The organism is Candidatus Baltobacteraceae bacterium (assembly GCA_035502855.1).
In the GTDB taxonomy this organism is placed as follows: Bacteria; Vulcanimicrobiota; Vulcanimicrobiia; order Vulcanimicrobiales; family Vulcanimicrobiaceae; genus Aquilonibacter.
This window is the reverse complement of the sequence record DATJTX010000003.1, coordinates 14651-34495: the sequence shown is the minus strand read 5'-3', so window position 1 is coordinate 34495 and position 19845 is coordinate 14651. Positions and strand designations below refer to the sequence as shown.

The following is a 19845-nucleotide window of genomic DNA, read 5'->3' as shown; positions in this document are numbered from 1 at the left end:
GAGCAGTATAAGCAAACAGTGACGCCACGGAGCTATTCGACCCCCTCGATCACGCGCCGGCCGTCTTCTTGCGAGATCTCATTGTTCGATACCAGCTCATCGATGTGGTGTTCGAGTGTTTGCATTCCGGCTTGTCTTCCCGTCGTCATCGCGTTATGGATCAGATGCGTGCGCGACTCTCGGATCATGCTGCGAACCGCATCGTTCACGAGCAGAATCTCGACCGCGGCTCGCCGCCCCGGCCGATGCTTGCGGGGCAGAAGACGCTGGCATACAACGGCCGTCAAACTCTGGGCAAGCTGTGAGCGGACATGCGCCTGTTCCGATCCGGCGAATGCGTCGACGATCCGCTCAACCGTTTGCGTCGCCGATCCCGTGTGTACCGTGGTCAACACGAAGTGTCCGGTTTCCGCCGCGGTGAGAGCCGCGCGCATCGTCGCACCATCGCGCATTTCTCCGACCACAATGACGTCGGGATCGGCCCGGAGTGCCCCCAGGAGCGCCGCCGCAAGCGACGACGTGTCGCGACCAACTTCTCGCTGCGTAATCAACGAACGTTTGCTCTCGTGACGATATTCGACGGGATCCTCGATCGTGATCACGCGCCGCGCCGACGTCGCGTTTATCTGTCCGATGAGCGCGGCGAGCGAGGTGGATTTGCCGCTTCCCGTCGGCCCCGCGAAGATTACGAGACCTCGATCGCGCTCCGCCACCGCCGCTACCGCCGCTGGCAGGTGTAAGGACTCCAGGCTTGGGATTTTCCGATTCAATAGCCGGATCGCGACCGTGCAGCCTTGCGATCCGCGGAACCCATGGGCTCGCAGAATCAATTCGTCGTCGCTCACATGCGTCGTCGTTACGTCACTGCCGGACTCAAGCCGCGCAATCGCGTCCGGCGGGAAGAGCGATCGCGCAATCTCGCTCGTATCGATGCTCGAGAGCGGGGAGCCCGGGAGAATCTGCAGGTCGCCGTCGACTCGCAACGCCGGAGAGAGTCCGGGTACGAAATGCACGTCCGATGCGTCGTGCTTGCGCGCAGCGTGCAGAACATCTGCAAGACGAATGTGAGGGATTGTCGCGTTCACGGCCCTTCACCGGATCCGAGAACTCGGGCAAGCTCCTCACGACTGGTCTCTCCCTCCAAAACCAGTTGCAGCCCCTGACTCGTCATCGGCTGGTAGCCGGCCTGCGATGCGACATGCGCAAGTTCCAGCGTTGTTTCGCCATGTGCGATCGCCAACCGCACCGCGCTTGTCGCCGGCAGGTATTCGAATATTCCAATTCGTCCGCGGTACCCCGATCCGCCGCACTGCGAGCAGCCGCGCGGCTCGAACGCGGTTCCGCGGACCGCGATCACCGAGCGCCGGCATTTGCGGCAGAGTCGCCGTACCAGCCGCTGCGCGACGATGGCGGAGAGTCCCGCCGCCAAGGTATGCCGGTTGAGTCCGAGCTCGATCAGCCGCTCAACCCCGCGCGGTGCGTCGCCGGCGTGCAAGGTCGTCATCACCAATTGACCCGAGAGGGCCGCCGACATTGCGACGCTCGCGGACTCGTTATCTCGCATCTCGCCGAGCATGATCACGTTTGGATCCTGCCGGAGTAGGGCGCGCAGGGCGGATGCAAAGGTCACGCCTGCTTTGGGATTGACCTGTACTTGAGCGACTCCGGCCATCTGCACTTCAATCGGATCCTCCACCGTGCAAATGTGCTGGCTATCGAGGTTTCGCTCTGCGATCGATGCATAAAGCGTCGTCGTCTTTCCGCTGCCCGTCGGTCCGCATACCACGACAAACCCGTGCGCGGCATGTACGACCCGGCGATAGCGCGCGAGCATCATCGGAGCCATGCCCAGATCGGCCAGACTTGGAACTTGCGCTTGCATATCGAGCAACCGAATGACGAGCTTTTCGCCCGAAATCGTCGGCATTGATGAAACGCGTGCGTCCAGACTCCGCCCGAGCCGCTCGATTGTATAACGCCCGTCCTGCGGTTGGCGTCGTTCGGCGATGTTCATTGCGGCGAGAAGCTTCACGCGGGAGATCATCGGATAAAAAAGATCGAGCGGCATCCGTTCGCTTTCGCACAAGATTCCGTCGACGCGCAGTCGCACTCGGCCCCCCGCTCGAGTCGGCTCGAGGTGGATATCGGAGGCGTTCACGCGGATCGCATGTTCGTGGAGCCGATCGACCGCGCGTATCGCGGGAGGGTCGACGGCTGCGTCGTCGTCGGCAGACTGCGCTTGTTGCAAGTAATAGCCGGCGATACTGTTGTGAACGGCTTCTCGCGGCGCCTCAACGGCAACCACGCGCAGTCCCGTCACGGCTTGAACGCGATCAACAATGCTCTCGTCAGCCGGCGCAGGAAGAATGATGTGAAGCTCGTTGCCCTCGAGACGACTCGCAAGAACCGAATATCGCACGGCCATTGCCCGCGGTATCAGCGCGAGTGCCTCAGGCGAACTATGGGGAAGTTCCTCCTCGAGCAAACCTGCCCGAGACCCAGCGGAGAGAGCCACTCCCGTAACTCCTGTCGGTGGTGTTAGGAGTCCCGACTCCCGTGAAGAGAAACCCGGATCATCTTTATGACATATCGGAGCCGAGTTCGCAACACGGGGAAATTCACAGCGGCCTTAATGTCCGCCTTGGTTTGCGGCGTGGTACCCCGTGTTAATTGGGGGGCTCTGCTCCCACGGCCCTCGTGTGTTCCGGCAGCCAGCGCTCTACGATGCCGCGCAGTTCCGTCATGAGAATCGGTTTCGAAAGGTAGTCGTCCATGCCGGCGCTCAGGCACGCGTCGCGGTCGCCTTCGAGCGCATTGGCGGTGAGCGCGACGATCGGCACGCGCCGTCCGGTCGGCGCTTCGGATTTGCGAATTGCGCGCGTTGCCGCGAAGCCGTCCATCACCGGCATTTGGCAATCCATGAAGACGATCGCGAACTCTTCGTGCGCTACCGCGTCGACGGCCGCCTGACCGTTGCTGACGATGACGATCTCGCCCGAGCACAGTTTCTCGAGCTGCTTGCGCGTCACGAGCTGATTGACTTCGTTGTCGTCGGCCACGAGTACGCGGCCCTTGCGGCGCGTTTCGCCGGCGGGCTCCGGCGCAGCAGCAGGTGCCGGCGCGATCTCGCCCTTGACGTCGAGCACCTCGATGATGCAATCGAGCAGCTGCGACTGCCGAATCGGCTTGGCGAGGAATGCCGAAAAACCGGCGGCGATCGCGTTTTTGCCGGTCTGGCCGTCGTCGTGCGCGCTGATCATGATCATCGACAGGTTGGCCAGGTGCGGCTCCGCGTGCACGCGCCGGCCGAATTCGAAGCCGTCGATCGCGGGCATGCGCAGATCGACCAGCGCAAAATCGAAGCGCTCGGCGATTTCACGCAGCGCGCTCAGCGCCTGCGTGGGCGATGCAAACGCGGTCACGACGACGTCCCACGAGGCGAGTTGACGGGTCAAGATCGCGCGTGCGTCAGGATCGTCATCGACCACGAACGCGTGCAAGCCCCGCAAGCTGCGCGGCTCCGGGGCTGCGAGCCCGTCCTCGCTCGTGTTCTGGAAGCGAGCGGTGAAGCTAAAGGTCGAACCGCTGCCCTCACGGCTTTCGACGCTTATCTCCCCGCCCATCAATTCCACCAGGCGCTTCGAAATCGTCAAGCCCAAACCCGTGCCGCCGAAGCGCCGAGTCACCGAGGCATCGCCCTGCGTGAACGCCTGAAATAGCCGTGCCAGCACCGCCGGCGACATGCCGATTCCGGTGTCGGAAATCGCGACTTGCACGTACGATTCGCCGGCCGTCCGTTCGACGAGCGTGGCTAAAATCCAGATGCCGCCGGCCTCGGTAAACTTCAGCGCGTTGCTGAGCAGATTGACGAGCACCTGGCGCAGCCGTCCCGGATCGCCCAACAGCCGGCTCGGAATAGCCGGATCGATGTAGGTCATGAGCGAGAGCTGCTTTGCATGCGCCTGCGCCGCGAGCAAGTCGGCCACGCCTTCGATCACGCGGACCGGTTCGAACGGGATCACCTCGAGGTCCAGCTTGCCGGCTTCGATCTTCGAGAAGTCGAGGATGTCGTTGATGATCGCCAGCAGCGCGTACGCCGAGTCGCGAATCGTCGTTCCATACTCACGCTGCTCGGGCGAGAGCTTCGAGGTCATCAGCAGATCGCACATCCCGATGATGCCGTTCATCGGCGTGCGAATCTCGTGGCTCATCGTCGCCACGAACTCACTCTTGAGCTGCACGGCCTCCACGGCTTGATCGAGTGCGCGCGCCAGATCCTCGCGCACGCGCTGCAATTCGGCATTTTCGATGCGCGAGCGCGCCGCCTCGTGCCGGCTCTCAACCGTGATCGCGCGGGCGGTTGCGCGGCGATTGCTCTCTTCTTTTTGTGCGTCAAACGCGCGGCGCAGAAAATCGAGCGCGCGCCGCTCGTCGCCCACCGCTTCCCACGCCTCCGAAAGCTGCGCGAGCAGCGTCGAGGGCGCGACCCACTTATGCATGGCTTGACCGAGCGCGAGAACGTGCTCGAGGTAGTGAATCCGCGCGCTCGGCGTGGTCATGCCGTCGGGCGCAGGCAAGTCGTGCCGTTGATAGATCTCGGCCAAGGCGGAGGGAATCCCGATCGTTTGCGTCTCGATACGCGTTTCGGCGACCATCCGCTCCGTTTCGCGGATGCGCTCGAGCGCTTCGGCCGGTCGACCGGCCAGCGAGAGCGCGCGCGCCTCCGCGACGTAGGCGCCGATTAGCCCCTCGACGTGACCTTCTTCGTAGAAGAGCTTCGCGGCGGCACCGAGTTGCCGCAGCGCTCCCTCCGCGTCGCCTTGCGCGAGCAGCGCCTCCCCGAGCGCCGCATACGCCGACCCTTTATTGGCGCCGCCGGGGAACGGTTCGAAACACGCGACGGCTTCTTCGAGCGCTTCACGACTGCGCTCGACCTGTCCGAGATCGAGCAGCAACTCGCCCAGGCGCATCAGACATAATCCCACCAGCGCGGGCCAGCGCGCCGTGCGCGCCGGGCCAAGCGCGCTTTCGATCAGTTCCGAGGCTCCGTCGTAGTCGCCGAGTTCGCGAAATTTGCCGGCGGCGTTGAGCGCCGAAATGATTGCATGCCGAACCAAACCCGATCCGCGCGCCGCGTGCGAGGCTTGGATATGCCGCGCCGCCGAGCGCGCAACGTCGCCGTCGCGCGCGGCCAGCACGCCTTCCGTCGCCGCGCGCAACGCCTCGATACCCGGATGCTCCGCGTCCGTCGCGCGTAATCCGGCGATCTTCGCGGCCATTGCATCCGGCTCGCGAAAGGCGAGATAAAACGTGAGCCACGCATCGGCAAAGGCCAGCCGCAGCCGGTCGCCCGCGCGCGTGTAGCGATCGCACGCATCTTCGCACGCGCCGATCGCGCGATCCATATTGCCGCGGGCGTGCGCAACGATCCGCTCGGCCATGAACGCATCGCCCTCGCCCGAGAGGTCGCCGGCCTCGTGGAACGCGTTGCGCGCCGCGGCGACGAACGATTGCGCTTCGTCGAGCCTGCCGAGCAGAGCGCCCGTCTCGGCCCGCACTAGCGCCAGCCGCGCCGACACCGTCCTGCTCGCTTGCCGTTCGAGCGTTTCAAGCAGTTCCTCGGCCTCGTTCGTCAAAGCAAACGCTCGCCGGCTATCTCGCTGGCGCAAATGCCACGCCAACGCGACCAATAGTTGCAGGCGCGGCTCGCCGCCGAGCGTTGCGAGCAAGGGCTCCAGCGCCGCGACGTCGGCGTCGAGCACATATAATTCCAGGGGCTGGAGGGCGAGCATTTGCTCGCCTTATTCTACGGGATGCGCCCCCATCGCCTCGATCTCCGCGCGCATTTGCGCCCAGCCGCGAAAATTCGCGTGAAAGCCCGCATCGCCGGCCGGCGTCGCCACGTGCTCGAACGGGCTCAGGTGCCGATCCGTCCACAATCGTCGGCACAGCTCGATATCGCGTTCGATGTCGCGCTTGCCCTCGTGCGTCAGGTACGAAACGCGCGCGCATCGTGCGGCGCTGATCTTCTTCAACTCCTCGATCGGCAACCCGCGTTCGTCGTCTTGCACGAGGGGAAGATGCCACTCACCGGGCGCGACCGGCGTTGGTTCCGACGCATCCATTGCCGCCCGCATGTGCTGCGCGGCGACGCGAATCTCCGGCTGCGCGTTCGGCGCCAGCCGAAGGGCGAAGAAATTCTTCCACTCCGTCGCGGTGACGATCACCGCGTGCCACATGAACGGCTCCAGCGGCCGATTGATCACTTGTTTATGGACGTTGAATGCCTGCAGCTTGCGAACGTGTTCCACCGCGCTGTCGCGCGCGCGGAGCCATTCCGCTTTCGCTTCTTCCGTTTGTTCCGTCGTCAGCGCTTCACTCGCCGACATACCCGGCTTGTTGACGCCCCATTCCACCGGCAACGCGGGATTTTCAAGCACGCGTTCGATGAGCTTCTTCGTCGGTATTGCTCTGCTGCTCGCGCTATTCCGTGAAAAGACGCGATGCGTGTTGAATTCCGCGAGGATGAAGCGCGGGAAACGCACTTCGAGCGTCGTCAAACGGATGCCCGCGGGGCTGACCGAATCGGCCAGCACCCGGGCGGCAAAGCCCTGGTCGTCCACGGTTTGTTTCTAGCCGCGATACCGCAAGAACGCGGGCACTTCGATGTCGTCCATGTTCACCGGCGTCACGGCGTCGAGCTTGCCGCTCTCGAACGCGTGTCCGGCCGAGGGACGATAGGCGCGCGGTGCGCCGAACCCGGCGGCCAAGACCGTCACGCGCACCTTGCCGGCCATCGACGGATCGACCGAAGCGCCGAAGATGATCTGCGCGTCCGAGTCGACCGCGCGGCTGATCATTTCCGCCGCCTCGTTCACCTCGTACATCGCCATGTCGGCGCCGCCGGTGATGTTGAAGATCACGCCGCGCGCGCCTTCGATCGTCGTTTCCAGCAGCGGCGAGGCGATGGCCTTCTGCGCGGCGTCGGCGGCGCGGTGCTCGCCCGAGCCTTCGCCGATGCCCATCATCGCACTGCCCGCATCGCTCATGATCGTCTTCACGTCGGCGAAATCCAGATTGATCAACCCGGGCTGCGTGATCAGATCGCTGATGCCTTGAATTCCTTGGCGCAGGACGTCGTCCGCGTAGGCGAAGGCCTCATTGAGCGGCGTGCGTTTCTCGATCACCTGGAGAATGCGCTCGTTCGGAATCGTGATCAAGGTGTCGACCTTCGCCTCGAGTTCGGCGATCGCGTGCTCGGCGGTTTGCATGCGCTTGCGTCCTTCGAACGCGAACGGTTTGGTGACGACCGCGATCGTGAGCGCGCCGGAATCGCGCGCAAGCTCGGCGATCACCGGCGCCGCACCGCTGCCCGTGCCGCCGCCCATGCCGGCGGTGATGAACACCAGATCCGAGCCGTCGAGGATCATCGCCAGATCTTCGCGCGAGGCTTCCGCCGCTTCACGCCCCAGCACCGGATTCGCACCGGCGCCCAGGCCGCGCGTCTGGCCGCCGCCGATATGCACGGTGTTCTCGGTGCGCGCGCTGCGCAGCGCCTGCACGTCGGAATTCACCGCGTAGAACTCGACACCGGTGAGGCCCGCCTCGATCATGCGATTGACGGCATTGCAGCCGCCGCCGCCGACGCCGATTACCTTGATCGCCGCGGCATGTTCGGGTTGAAAGCGACGTGCATCTGCCATCTGAGCTTGCTCCTCGATGAAGGTGAGTTGTGTGGGGTTCTTCTTCCGGGTCACAGTGATTCCGTGTCAATTCCAAAGATCTGAAAACCATCGCCGGACTTTCGTTACGATCGATCCGCCGCCGCGCCGCACGCCGTTGCCTTCTTCCATCTCGCCGTTATGACCGAAGAGCACCAAGCCGATCGCGGTGGCGTACTGCGGCTGGCTCATTGCGTCGGTGAGACCGGTGAGCGTCGTCGGCGAACCGACCCGCGTCGGCAATCCGAACACGTCCTCGGAGATCGGCGCCAGGCCCGGCAAGAGGGCGCCTCCGCCGGTGATCACCACTTCGCCCAGCACCAAATCACGCGGCACGTTCTCGATGATCTTTTGCTTGGCCATGCGCAGCGTTTCCAGCACGCGCGGAACGACGATCGCGCGCAATTGCGCGGTCGTGAATTCCTTGTTCGTGCGGCCGTCCAATCCGTACACCGCGAAGGTTTGCTCGCCGTCCTCGGCCACGCCCGCGCCGTACTGCTTCTTCACCTCTTCGGCTTGCGCGAGCGAGGTCTTCAACCCGAGCGAAATGTCGCTGGTGAGAATGTTCCCGCCCACCGGAATGGTCGACGTAAAGATCGCGCTCCCGAGCGAGTAGACCGCGATGTCGGTCGTACCGCCGCCGATATCCAGCAGCACGACGCCGACTTGTTTTTCTTCCGGCAGCAGGGTCGAGGCGGAGCTGGCGAGCGGTTCGAACACGAGGCCCGCCGCTTCCAAACCGGCACGGTGCACGCACTTTAGCACGTTGGTGATGAAACTCGAACCGCCGGTGATGATGTGCGTGTCGACTTCCAAACGTCCGCCGGCCATCCCGATCGGATCTTCCACGCCTTCTTGTCCGTCGACGGTGAAGTAGCGCGGCAGCGCGTGAATGATTTGACGATCGGCGGGAAGATTGATGATCTTGCTCGCGTCGATCACGCGGCGCACGTCGGCGTTGCTCACTTCGCGATCGTCGCTCGTCGTCGCGACGACGGCGCGATTGTTGGTACTGCGGATGTGGTCGCCGGTGATCCCGACGTACACGTCGGCGATGTGGACTCCCGCCATCCGCTCGGCACGTTCGGTGGCCGCTTCGATCGACTTGATCGTCTCCTCGAGGTCGATCACCACGCCTTTGCGCATCCCCAGCGACGGGGCTTCGCCGACCCCGACGATCTCCAAGCCGCTGGGGCCTTCCACGGCGACGACCGCGCAGGTCTTGGTCGTCCCGATATCGAGCCCGCAAACGGTCTCGTGCTTCATCCGTTAGGTCACCTGTGCTCCGAAGGCGGCGATTTAACCGCTATATATTGTGTTGCCCCTCGACAATCCCTACTATTCCTGGTACTAAAAGAGGGAACCGTCAGGGCTTGGCGCACCACCGGCGGACTCCTTGAGGACAGCGTGGGGACAGCCTGCGGATAAGCAGCCCCGACGTTATCCACAGCTGAACAACGGAGCCATAAATACCCATCACAGGACGGCCGATGTAGCTAATGATGATACAGCGCCGCACGAGTTTAGAACGCGGGCTCTTGACGGCCTTTGGCTTGGTGGTCCTCGTGATGATCGCCATGGTCCCGGTCATGCTCTGGGCCTTGAACGGGATCTCTAACCAGGCAGAGGTGCTCAACTCGCGAGTTATCGCGGGCCAAGAGGCCTATTCCAAGGTCGCCTCCGACGCCGACAGCCTGCGGGCTGCCACGCTCGAAGCCGCGACCGCATCCGATCCGGCTGCCGCCGCCAAGCAGCTCGCCCTCTCCAACACCCTGGTCACACAGTTCCCGGAAGACGCGCGCAAGATGGTCAAGATCTTCTGTCCGACCAGCACCGCCAGCAAAAGCGGAGCGGACATGACGACCTCGGCGTGCGCCGGCAACAGCGACGAGATCGCCAAACAGATCGGCCCGCTCGTCGACGCGTTCAGCTCGAGCGCGAGCGCGTACGATTTCCAAGCGCTCTCGGCCGTGAGCCTGTTGCAGAACGGCAAGAGCAAAGCCGCGCTCGCGCAGATCAACGGCCCCTCCGGCGCCGCCTACGAAAAGCAGAGCAGCGATGGGCAAGCGATGCTCAACGCGCTCACTACGCTCGCGAACGATCGCTACAGTAAGCTGCTCGCCGCACGAACCACGAGCCTGTACACCCTCCTGGGCGGGCTGCTGGTCGCGATCATCCTCATCGTGCTCTTCTACAGCTGGCTACGCAGCATCGTCTTGCGCAGCATCGGCCGCTGCGTCGAAATTTTCGAATCGATGGGTACCGGCGATCTCTCGCAGCGCATCAACTGGCATGGCCAGGATCTGCTCGGCCGGCTCGGCCAAGCGATCGACGAGTTCTCCGACCGCATCTCGTCGATGATCGGCCGAATCCAGCGAGCCTCGCTTACCGTGCAGACCAAATCCGAACACAGCAGCAAGCTCGCGCTGCAGGTCGACAGCCGTATGAAGGAAGAGCTGGTCGCGCTGGTCGAGGCGCGCCAGTATTCCAACAGCGTCGCGGGCGCGGGCGGCACTGTCGCCGACAACGCCGAGGCCCTTGCGCGGCGGGTGTCCGATATTTCGAGCGCGGTCGCGCAGATGACCGCGTCGATTCAAGAGATGGATCAAAATCTCTTGAATCTCGCGACCGTAGTCGAACAAGCCGTGGCCAACACGCAGGAAATGTCGGCGTCGATCGTGCAGGTCGCCGGCAACGCCGAGCGCGTGCGCTCGGAATCGAACGTGACCGACCAGCAGGTGCGCGAAGGCCGCAACGAAGTGCTCGCGCTCTCCAAGGGCATGGGCTCGATCAGCGACACGGTCGCCGACGTCGTGACCGAAATGCAGAGCCTCGACGGCGCATCGCGGCAGATCGGTGAGATCCTCGGCTTGATCGAAGAGATCGCGGACCAGACGAACCTGCTCGCGCTCAACGCCGCGATCGAAGCGGCACGCGCCGGCGAACACGGCCGCGGCTTCGCGGTCGTCGCCGACGAAGTGCGCAAGCTGGCCGAGAACTCCGCCAGCTCGACCAAACAGATCGGGCAACTCGTCGCCGATATCCAGCGCCGCACCTCGGCCGTACTCGAGCGCACCGCTCGCGCAAACAACCTCGTGCAGAACAACGCCGAGTCGGCGCGCAACGTCACGCAGATGATCGAGACGATCAGCACGCGCGTTACCGAAGTCGCGCAACTGGTCAGCGACATCAGCATCGCAACCACCGAGCAGGCGCGAGCGTCCGAAGAACTCGCAAAAGCGAGCGAGCAAATGGGGGCGATGACCCACGAAGCCGCCGCGACGATGCGCGAGCAGGCCGTCACGTCCAACCAGATTCTCGAGAGCGTCTCCGAGATCGAAAACCGCACGGCCCAAGTGGCGCGGGCCTCGACCGAGCAGCAGACTTCGGTTCAGGCCGTGGGCGACCGCATCGAGAAACAGCAGGATCTGGTCGGTGAGAACGCCCTGGCGGTCGGCACCATGGCGACCAGCGCGGAAGAGGTGCAGTCCGAGGCCAGCGAGCTGCGCGAACTGGTGGGTCAGTTCCAAACCGGCCAGTTGGCCTTTGAAGACGGGGCAGCCCCGCGTCCTTCGGCCCTGGAAGACCCGGGCGCACTTGCGCTATCATCTTAGGCTAGGTAGTTCCCAAAGCGGAGTTGACGTGCAGAAAAAACTTAGCCTCCTCACCCTCCTCGCGGCCCTCGCGGTGCTCACCGTGCCGGGCATCGCGATGGCCGCAAATACGATCGATGCCTCGCTGATACCCGACGGCACCTATACGGTCAAAATCGAGAAGGTGATCGACAACAAGCACATTCAGGTGGCGATGGACAACGGCGCCGAAACCACGCTTACGGCCGGACGCGAGACCGTTGACTTCAGCAAATGCAAGCCCGGCGACCAGTTGAAACTCTCCACCATCAAAGGCGCGGTAATGGTGTACGCCGATCTGAGCAGTCACTGACGCTATCCGGTTTTTCTAAGCAATGAATCGCGAGCCGCGTGCACAACGCGGCTCGCCTGCTTTCCATGAGAAGCGCGTGAGAAAGAAGCCGAAAACGCCGTTGGTTCGAACTGGTTCGGGCTGGGCACCGTTACCTCCGAAGGCAAGTACTCACCGTGAGGTATGCAATGAATACAAAAATCATCTCCGCGCTTCTGGCTCTCTCGCTGTTCCTCGGTCTCTCCACGGCGTTCGCCCCGCCTGCGTCCGCGCAAGGCTACGGCCCGGTTTACACTACGTGGCAGCCCGGATGGGATCGATTCCAATACGATCGCCGTCACGTCGTGTTGGGTACGGTCGTGCACTTCCGTCCGTATCGCGTCGACGTCCGGCGTCGCAACGGAAACGTTCTGACGATCGATCTGAAACCCGGCACCGTGATTCATCCGACCGGCGCCACGCCTCGCTGGGGCGACCGGATCGCGGTCTACGGCTATTGGAGCAACGGCACGTTCATCGCGAACGGCCTGGTCCTTCGTTAAGGAAGCTTCAGAGCTTCCTTAAAGCCTATTTCGCGTAGATCACCACCGGGGTGGTGATCGCCCGCAGATCGATCGCGGCGACCTTGCGCCGGCCGCGATCGACTACTTGCAGGATCGGTTCGATGAGCGGGATTTTCTGCGTTACGCTCGCGCGATCGCCAAGCATTACCTGCACGCCGTTGCGCAGTACCACGGTCACGTCACCGAATCGGTCGAAGCCGAGGGAACGCGCATCGACGTCTGCGGCCGCCAAATCCGCCGCGCAAGCGGCTAACGTCTGAACGTCCGCGCTCGAGATGCCCGCGCCCGGCGCGGGCAGCGCGGGCAGTACGACCCGCAGCACCGGAAGCGTGCCGGCGAGCGCCGGCGGCGCACCGTTCTGCAGCACGCGCAGCGTGCGATCGACGGTGACGCGCGCGCCGTTACTGTCGACGAAGGCGAAGGGCACCCGTTCGGTGACCCGAATCGCGATCGTGTCCGGCGGCCGCCGCGCGATGCGCGCCGTGTCGATGTAGGGGATCGCCTCGATCCGAGCAGCCATGGCACGCGTGTTCTGCAGCCACATGTTCCGCGCCAGATTGATGTGCGCGCGCTCGACGATCTGGTCCTTGGACACGACGCGATTACCCTCGACGTCGATCGTATGCGGATACAGCGCGGGCCAGGTCGAAAGCAGGTAGAGTCCAACGGCCGCCAATATCGCCAGGACCGCGAGCAAGAGGCGGAACGGGCGCAGTACGCGCGTGGGCGAACCGCGGCGACGGCGCGCCCGCTCGGGCCGGCCCCTCATGCCACGATGTACCGCTCGATCGCTTCGGCCACGCCGTCTGCTTCCACGTCACCGACAACGCCTTGCGCCACCGCGCGCAGTTCCTTGGGCGCGCTGCCCATTGCGATCCCGAGGCCCGCCGCCTCGAGCAGCGGTGCGTCGTTCCACGAATCGCCGATCGCGGCGACGTCGCGCATGTCGACACCGACGCCGGCTGCTACAAAGCGAAGCGCTTCGCCCTTATTGACGCGCGGGTCCAGGATTTCGACGAACTCGGGGTAGCTGCGCGTGACGTAGACTTGCGATCCGAGCCGCTCAGAGAAAAGCGCGGCCATTTCTTGCGCGCGTGGCGGATCGTCGATCACCACCGCTTTGGTCGCCGCACTGAACGCGAACGTCTCGCGCAAAGACGGAACGATGACCGGCTGGACTTCCGAGAGCGAAGCATAGAGCTGCGAAAAGCGGTTGTCCACTTCGCAATAGTAGAGATCGTTGCGGTAGAGCTGCAGGTGCACGTTCGCTTCGCCGGCGAGGCCGATGATTTCGCTCACGACGTCCGGCTCCAGCGGCGTATCGCGCAACACCTCGTCGCTCAGCGGGTCGACGATTGCCGCACCTTGATAGCAGATGAGCGGCGTTTCGAAGCCGAGCTCGCGCGCAAAGGGGACCGCGGCGCGGTACATCCGGCCGGTGACGATACACCCGCGTATGCCCGCATCGAGCATCCGTGCAACGGCCGCGCGCACCCGCGCCGAGATCACGAGATCGCGTCCAACCAGCGTCCCGTCGAGGTCGAAAGCAACAAGCTTCATTCCGTATACGTCATCGTGAGGTGCGAACGCAGTGAGCCTCGAACGATCATTCCGTATACGTCATCCTGAGGTGCGAACGCAGTGAGCCTCGAAGGATCATGCGCCGCTGCGCATCCTCGCCGTTTGCGCGTGATGCGGCAAATCTTCGAATTCGCACAGTGCCGCCAGCGGCAGGGCGTCGGCGAGCATGCGCTCGCGCGAGTTCTCCACCACGCTGAAGCTGCGCAAAAAGTCGTCCAGCCGTAAGCCCGACGCGAAGCGCGCCATGCCCGAGGGCGGCAACACGTTATTGGTTCCGGCGAGATAGTCGCCCGACGCGAGCGGCGTCATGTCGCCAACCAGCACGGTTCCGACGTGGCGCACGCGGGCGAGATACGGTTCGGGATCACGCACTTGTAAGGCGAGGCGCTCGGGCGCGATCGCTTCGATCGTATCGAAGAGTTCCGCGCGGTTTTGCGCGTGCAGCAAGGAGCATGCGCCGTCGATGACGTGCGCGAGCGTCTCGCCGTGCGGGAGTGTGCGCACGTCGAAAGTATCGAGCAGCTGCGCGACCGCTTCGAGCAGCGGGCGAGATTCCGAAAGGACCGCGACGCGCGCAAACATGTCACGCTCGGCTTGCGCGAGCAGCTCACCCGCGACGTACTCGCTGCTCGCGCCGTCATCGGCAACCACGAGCACCTCCGGCGGTCCGGAAAGACCGTCGATGCCGCACACACCGTAGATCTGGCGCTTCGCTTCGCTCACGATCGCGCCGCCCCAGCCCACGATCTTGTTGACGCGCGCGATCGAATCGGTGCCGTACGCCGCAGCAGCGATCGCGTGCGCACCGCCGACCGCGTAGAGCTCGTCGACCTCGCAGAGGCTGCAGGCGTAGAGCACCGCCGGGTGCACGACGCCGCCCGGGCGCGGCGGACAGAGCACGATCGTCCGCGAAACGCCGGCGATTTTGGCGGGCACGGCACTCATCAGCACCGCCGATGCGGCGGCAACGCGGCCCCCGTGCACGTACGCCGCCACCGCGTCCAGCGCGCGATAGCGCAGGCTGTAGCGGGTTCCGTCCTCGTCCACGTAGGCCAGATCGGCCGGGCGCTGCCGTTCGTGAAAGCGCCCGATGCGCTCTTTGGCCAAGTGCAGCGCCTCGGCGATCTCCGGCGGCACGAGCGCTCGCGCGCCGTCATGCATCGGAATCGGCACCCGCAGCTTCGAGAGATCGTAGTTCGCGTCGTCGTAGCGGCGGGTGAAGTCGACCAGCGCGCCGTCGCCGCGAACCCGCACGGCCACGATGATTTCGGCCACCGAGCTCACCAGCTCGGGCGAGGGTGCCCAGCCGTCGCGGCGCATCCCCACCGCTCGCGCCCGTTCGGCGCACGGGATGACGCTAAGCGTCATTCCTCACGTTCCCGCGCCCAAAGATGCGCTCGAGCTCGCTGCGAAGCTGATGATCGGCGGCGATCGTGCGCGCGAGCCGCTGCGTTTTTCCGCGCGCGTGCATCACGACCGGCACCTGGCCCGGCCACTCGTCGACGAGCGCCGCCAACCGATCGATCTGGTCGCGCGAACCGACGTGCACGTGCCATTCGCGCACGTCCAACGGGGGCAGCGTCACGCGCGCGGGCATCTCGAACGGCGCCACGTCGTTGGCGCTGACCGAAAGATCCACCGGCCCTTCCTCTCCCGGCGCCGCGCCCGGACGCTCGCGCAGCCGCAGCCGTCCTTTGACGACCAGAATCTCGTCCTCGACGAACATGTTCTGAACCGCCGGATACAACTTCGAGAACACGATGACGTCGCACGATCCGCTCGTGTCTTCGAGCTGCGCGATCAGCATTTGCTGACCGGCCTTGGTGAGCGTGCGCCGCACCGAGGTCACCATGCCCGCGACGGTGACGAACCCGTCGTCTTCCACCTCGCGCAGATCCTTGACCGGCATCGCGCCCGTGCGGGCCAGGGCATCGGCCAGACCCGCGAGCGGGTGACCCGAAACGAAGATGCCGAGCGTTTCTTTCTCCCACGCAAGCGTCTCGCGCGGGCTCGGCGCCGGAAGCGGCGGCAGGACCGGAACCAGCGCGGGCGCGTGCTCGGCGGCATCACCGAAAAGCGAAAATTGACCGAGTTCCTTCTCGCGCGTTGCATGGGCCGCGAGATCGAGCGCGCCGTCGAGCGCGCCCAGCTTTTGCGCGCGGTTCCCCGGAAGCGCGTCGAGCGCACCGCATTTGATCAGCGCTTCGAAGACCCGGCGATTCACCTGCTTGGAATCGACGCGTTTGGCCAAATCGAAAAGGTCGGTAAACTTTCCGTCGCGCTCACGCGACTCGATGATGCTGCGCACCGCGCCCTCGCCGACGCCTTTCACCGCGGCCAGCCCGAAGCGAATGTGATCGCCGACGACCGCGAAGTCGGTCAGCGACTCGTTGATGTCGGGCGGCAGCACGGTGATCCCGATCTTCTTCGCCTCTTCGATATACTCGACCAATTTGTCGGTCTTGTCTTTCACCGACGTCATCAGCGCGCACAGATATTGTAGCGGGTGATTCGCCTTGAGGTACGCGGTTTGATAGGTGATCCAGCCGTATGCCGCCGCGTGCGACTTGTTGAAACCGTAGCCGGCGAACGGTTCGATGAACGCGAAGATCTGCTCGGCCAGTTTGTCGTCGACGCCGGACGTGCTCTTTGCGCCCTCGATGAACATTTTGCGATAGACGGGGACCTTGTCTTTTTGCTTCTTCCCCATCACCTTGCGCAGCTCGTCGGCCTCGCTCATCGAAAAGCCCGCGACGTCGCGCGCAATCTGCATGATCTGCTCTTGGTAGCAGGGGACCGAGTAGGTCTCCGCAAGGATCGGCTCGAGCTTCGGATGCAGAGACTTTTGCTTGCTCCGGCCGTGCTTGTTGGCGATATATTGCGGAATCCACTCCATCGGCCCGGGACGATAGAGCGCGACGAGCGCGATGATGTCTTCGAAGCGCGAGGGCTTCAACTCGATGCACACGCGAGTCATGCCCTCGGACTCGACCTGGAACACGCCCATCGTTTCCCCACGGCTGAGCATGTCGTAGGTTTTTTTGTCGTCGTCGCGGATCTTCGCGAGATCGAAAGTGCCGTCGACGGTGCGGCGGATCTCCTCGGCAGCGCGGTTCATCACGGTGAGGTTCCGCAAACCCAAGAAATCCATCTTGAGCAGCCCGATCTTCTCGACCCATTCCATGTCGAATTGCGTGTTCACGCCGCCGTCGTTGAAGCGCACCAGCGGGGCGTACTCGACCAGCGGACCCGCCGAGATCACCACGCCCGCCGCGTGCGTGCCCGCGTTGCGCGCCAGACCCTCGATGTCTTTGGCGGTGTCCAGCAGCTTGCGGATCTGGGGACTCCCGGCGGCGACCATCTTCAGCTCGGGAATTTGCTCGAGCGCCTGCTCGATCGAGAGGCCGCCCGGCCCCGACGGGATCATCTTCGCGACCCGATCGACGTCGGGCAGCGGAACGCCGAGCGCGCGTCCCGCGTCGCGCACCGCCGCACGCGCCGCCATCGTGCCGAACGTCACGATCTGCGCAACGCGATCCTTGCCGTACTTTTCGGTCACGTAGGCGATCACTTCGTCGCGGCGCTCGACGCAAAAATCGGTGTCGATATCCGGCATCGAGATGCGATCCGGATTGAGGAAGCGCTCGAAGAATAGATTGAACTTGAGCGGATCGAGATCGGTGATTTTCAAACAGTAGGACGCCAACGAACCGACGGCTGAACCGCGACCGGGACCGACCGGAATATCGTGATCGCGCGCGTATTTGATGAAATCCCAGACGATCAGAAAGTACGACGCGAAGCCCATCGTGTTGATGACGTCGAGTTCGTAATCCAAGCGTTCGCGCAATGCTTCGTCGGTCGCGGCGCGCTGCGCGCCGTAGCGATCGGCCAAGCCCGCCTCGCAAATTTCGCGCAAGTACGATTCCGCGGTGCGCTCTGGCTGTGCCGGCTCCTCCGGCACCGGATACTGCGGCAGGTGGAAGATCTTCTCGGGAATCTTGATGTCGACGCGCCCCGCGATCTTCACCGTATTCTCACACGCCTCGGGAAGATCGCTCCACAGCTCGTACATCTCTTCGGCGGACTTGACGTAGAACTGATCCGAATAGAATTTCATCCGGCTCGTGTCGGAAACCGTTTTTCCGGTACCGATGCAGAGCAGCACGTCGTGCGCGGGCGCATCGCGCTGGTCGAGATAGTGCGAGTCGTTGGTCGCGACGATGGGCACGGAAAGTTCACGCGCGACCTTGACCAGCCCGGTATTGATCGCTTCCTCCTCGGGCATGCCGTGGCGCATGACCTCGATGTAGAAGCGGTCGCCGAAGATGTCGACGTAGGTCTTGGCGTTGCGCAGTGCGGTCGCGTAGTCGTTTTTGAGCAGCGGTGCGGCTACCAGGCCGGACATGCACCCCGAGAGCACGATCAAGCCGTCGTGGTGCTTGGCCAAGAGGTCCAAGTCGATTCGGGGCTTGTAGTAGTACCCTTCCAGAAAGCCTTTGGAGATCAAGGCGGTGAGATTCCGGTACCCGATCAGGTCGGCCGCCAGAAGCGTGACGTGAGCCTCCTCCCGGACGGTCCGGTCGAAACGTCCCCGGGGGGCGATATAGGCTTCGCAGCCGATTATGGGGGTCAAGCTGGTGTCCCGGGCGGCGTAGTAGAATTCCATCGCCCCATACATCACGCCGTGGTCCGTAAGGGCGACGGCGGGCGCCCCGTCCTCGGCGGTCCTCCGGCAGAGCCGGTCGACCCGGCAAGCCCCGTCCAGCAACGAATACTCGGAGTGAACGTGAAGATGTACGAACTGTCTCAAGTCTTACAAGCCTGACCTAAAGAATACTCGAAAGCTAGACGTTACCTTAAACGATGGGCGCCAACCTGTCCGCCGGCTCCGCAGAAGCCGTCGAACTCCTCCAAGAGATCGAACGGCTGCGCGGTCGCATTGCCATTTTGGAAGCCGAACGGGACGAATACGCACAACAGAACGCCGAACTCTTCGTTCTGCAACAGGTCTTTTCCACCATCAACTCCACGCTCGAGATCAACGACATCCTCTCGATGGTTCTGCGCGGTGTGGTCGAAGCCCTGAAATTCAAGCGTGTCGTGCTCTTCGACGTGATCGACGACGACGCCATCGTTCGCCGCCTCGAATGCGACGAAAACGGCACGGTCAATCACGCGCTCGACCCCCGCGGTTTTCGCGCCGACTCGACGCTGGCCGACGTTTCGCAAGGAAAGCTGCAGCTCGCCTACGGCACCGCCGATGACGACGATGCACCGCTCGAGGATTCGCGCGGTTCATACTGCATCGCGCCGCTGGTTGCACGCGACGTCGTGCGGGGCATGCTCTACGCCGACGATCCGCCCGGCAACGAGATCACCGAAAACCAACTGCGAGTTCTGCTCGACTTCGCCTCGCAGGCGGCTATCGCCGTCGAGAACGCGCGTCTCTACGAGGAGACGCGCCGGCTGCTGGAAGAGACTCAGCGCCTTGCCAATACCGATTCGCTGACCGGCATTCCCAACCGGCGCGCGCTCACCGAGCTGCTCGAGCGCGAGCTCCACACCTCCGAGCGCTACGACACGCCGTTCGCGTTCGTGATCTGCGACCTCGACGACCTGAAAAAGATCAACGACTCGGGCGGTCATTCGCTGGGCGATCTTGCCCTCAAGCGCTTTGCCCAGGTCCTCAAAAAGAACGCCCGCAAAGGCGATATCATCGCCCGGTATGCGGGCGATGAGTTCGTGCTGATCATGGCCCAGAGCGATCGCGACCAGACGGGCCGCGGCGTGGAGCGGATCATGTCGGCCCTCCGCCGCAACGGCCTGGCCACCTCGATCGGCGTCGCGATGTTTCCCAACGACGGCATCGACGGTCAGACGCTCTTTTTCGCTGCCGACGAAGCCCTCTACCAGGCCAAGCAGGCTGGAAAGAACCAGTTCCGCTTCTATAACCGGAACAAAGGCGAGGGCGGCCAGGCGGACGCCAGCGCCTAGGGCGGGGCGCCTCGTGCGGCTTCCCCTCGATAATAGTCGTGGCTGCAGCCCAAAAAGCG

At 63.9% G+C, this 19845-nt stretch carries 14 protein-coding genes; 4 read left to right on the top strand and 10 right to left on the bottom strand.

Translation table 11 applies throughout. The features are described from left to right. Positions 1 to 32: 32 nt before the first annotated feature. The 6 genes from VMF11_00600 to ftsA form a co-directional block, all read right to left on the bottom strand. A complete protein-coding gene (locus VMF11_00600; protein ID HTU68790.1) occupies positions 33 to 1085 on the bottom strand; it encodes a PilT/PilU family type 4a pilus ATPase in 1053 nt (350 codons plus the stop codon). Beyond that, positions 1082 to 2515 carry a GspE/PulE family protein gene (locus VMF11_00595; GenBank protein HTU68789.1) on the bottom strand — a complete coding sequence of 478 codons (1434 nt, stop codon included), beginning with the start codon at positions 2513 to 2515 and terminating at the stop codon, positions 1082 to 1084. Before VMF11_00595 ends, VMF11_00600 begins: the two co-directional genes overlap by 4 nt. 151 nt (positions 2516 to 2666) lie before the next feature. Beyond that, complete coding sequence (locus VMF11_00590) at positions 2667 to 5792, bottom strand: response regulator (protein HTU68788.1); 3126 nt, start codon at positions 5790 to 5792, stop codon at positions 2667 to 2669. A gap of 9 nt (positions 5793 to 5801) precedes the next feature. Continuing rightward, positions 5802 to 6623: an FAD-dependent thymidylate synthase gene (locus tag VMF11_00585; protein ID HTU68787.1), complete on the bottom strand. Its 822-nt coding sequence runs from the start codon at positions 6621 to 6623 to the stop codon at positions 5802 to 5804. Between the two features lie 9 nt (positions 6624 to 6632). Further along, positions 6633 to 7703 (bottom strand): cell division protein FtsZ, encoded by a 1071-nt coding sequence (gene ftsZ, locus VMF11_00580; GenBank protein ID HTU68786.1) that lies wholly within the window; start codon positions 7701 to 7703, stop codon positions 6633 to 6635. A gap of 66 nt (positions 7704 to 7769) precedes the next feature. Next, complete coding sequence (gene ftsA / locus VMF11_00575) at positions 7770 to 8987, bottom strand: cell division protein FtsA (protein ID HTU68785.1); 1218 nt, start codon at positions 8985 to 8987, stop codon at positions 7770 to 7772. A gap of 272 nt (positions 8988 to 9259) precedes the next feature. On the opposite strand from ftsA, the gene VMF11_00570 reads away from it, so the two are divergent. From VMF11_00570 to VMF11_00560, 3 genes are all read left to right on the top strand, one after another. Then, positions 9260 to 11335 carry a methyl-accepting chemotaxis protein gene (locus VMF11_00570; protein ID HTU68784.1) on the top strand — a complete coding sequence of 692 codons (2076 nt, stop codon included), beginning with the start codon at positions 9260 to 9262 and terminating at the stop codon, positions 11333 to 11335. A 28-nt stretch (positions 11336 to 11363) separates the two neighbouring features. Further along, positions 11364 to 11666 (top strand): hypothetical protein, encoded by a 303-nt coding sequence (locus VMF11_00565; protein ID HTU68783.1) that lies wholly within the window; start codon positions 11364 to 11366, stop codon positions 11664 to 11666. Between the two features lie 167 nt (positions 11667 to 11833). After that, positions 11834 to 12187 (top strand): hypothetical protein, encoded by a 354-nt coding sequence (locus VMF11_00560; protein ID HTU68782.1) that lies wholly within the window; start codon positions 11834 to 11836, stop codon positions 12185 to 12187. Between the two features lie 25 nt (positions 12188 to 12212). Here the strand turns inward: VMF11_00560 and VMF11_00555 are convergent, their stop codons facing one another. The 4 genes from VMF11_00555 to VMF11_00540 all read right to left on the bottom strand — a co-directional run bounded on the left by VMF11_00555 (position 12213) and on the right by VMF11_00540 (position 18602). Next, complete coding sequence (locus VMF11_00555; GenBank protein ID HTU68781.1) at positions 12213 to 12977, bottom strand: FtsQ-type POTRA domain-containing protein; 765 nt, start codon at positions 12975 to 12977, stop codon at positions 12213 to 12215. After that, on the bottom strand, positions 12974 to 13768 hold the full coding sequence (locus VMF11_00550) for a Cof-type HAD-IIB family hydrolase (protein ID HTU68780.1): 795 nt from the start codon (positions 13766 to 13768) through the stop codon (positions 12974 to 12976). The genes VMF11_00555 and VMF11_00550 overlap by 4 nt, the downstream gene beginning before the upstream one ends. A gap of 96 nt (positions 13769 to 13864) precedes the next feature. After that, positions 13865 to 15157, bottom strand: coding sequence for a histidinol dehydrogenase (hisD, locus tag VMF11_00545; protein ID HTU68779.1), 1293 nt, complete (start codon positions 15155 to 15157; stop codon positions 13865 to 13867). Next, positions 15147 to 18602, bottom strand: coding sequence for a DNA polymerase III subunit alpha (locus VMF11_00540; protein ID HTU68778.1), 3456 nt, complete (start codon positions 18600 to 18602; stop codon positions 15147 to 15149). The genes hisD and VMF11_00540 overlap by 11 nt, the downstream gene beginning before the upstream one ends. A 53-nt stretch (positions 18603 to 18655) precedes the next feature. Between VMF11_00540 and VMF11_00535 the strand changes: the two genes are divergently transcribed. Then, complete coding sequence (locus VMF11_00535) at positions 18656 to 19786, top strand: GGDEF domain-containing protein (GenBank protein HTU68777.1); 1131 nt, start codon at positions 18656 to 18658, stop codon at positions 19784 to 19786. Positions 19787 to 19845: the final 59 nt, after the last annotated feature.

Bases quoted from the DNA above. Each gene is read 5' to 3' on its own strand.
- VMF11_00535 (HTU68777.1), top strand. From the start codon at position 18,656: ATGGGCGCCAACCTGTCCGCCGGCTCCGCAGAAGCCGTCGAACTCCTC.
- VMF11_00560 (HTU68782.1), top strand. From the start codon at position 11,834: ATGAATACAAAAATCATCTCCGCGCTTCTGGCTCTCTCGCTGTTCCTC.
- VMF11_00550 (HTU68780.1), bottom strand. From the start codon at position 13,768: ATGAAGCTTGTTGCTTTCGACCTCGACGGGACGCTGGTTGGACGCGAT.
- ftsZ (HTU68786.1), bottom strand. From the start codon at position 7,703: ATGGCAGATGCACGTCGCTTTCAACCCGAACATGCCGCGGCGATCAAG.
- VMF11_00555 (HTU68781.1), bottom strand. From the start codon at position 12,977: ATGAGGGGCCGGCCCGAGCGGGCGCGCCGTCGCCGCGGTTCGCCCACG.
- hisD (HTU68779.1), bottom strand. From the start codon at position 15,157: ATGACGCTTAGCGTCATCCCGTGCGCCGAACGGGCGCGAGCGGTGGGG.
- VMF11_00590 (HTU68788.1), bottom strand. From the start codon at position 5,792: ATGCTCGCCCTCCAGCCCCTGGAATTATATGTGCTCGACGCCGACGTC.
- ftsA (HTU68785.1), bottom strand. From the start codon at position 8,987: ATGAAGCACGAGACCGTTTGCGGGCTCGATATCGGGACGACCAAGACC.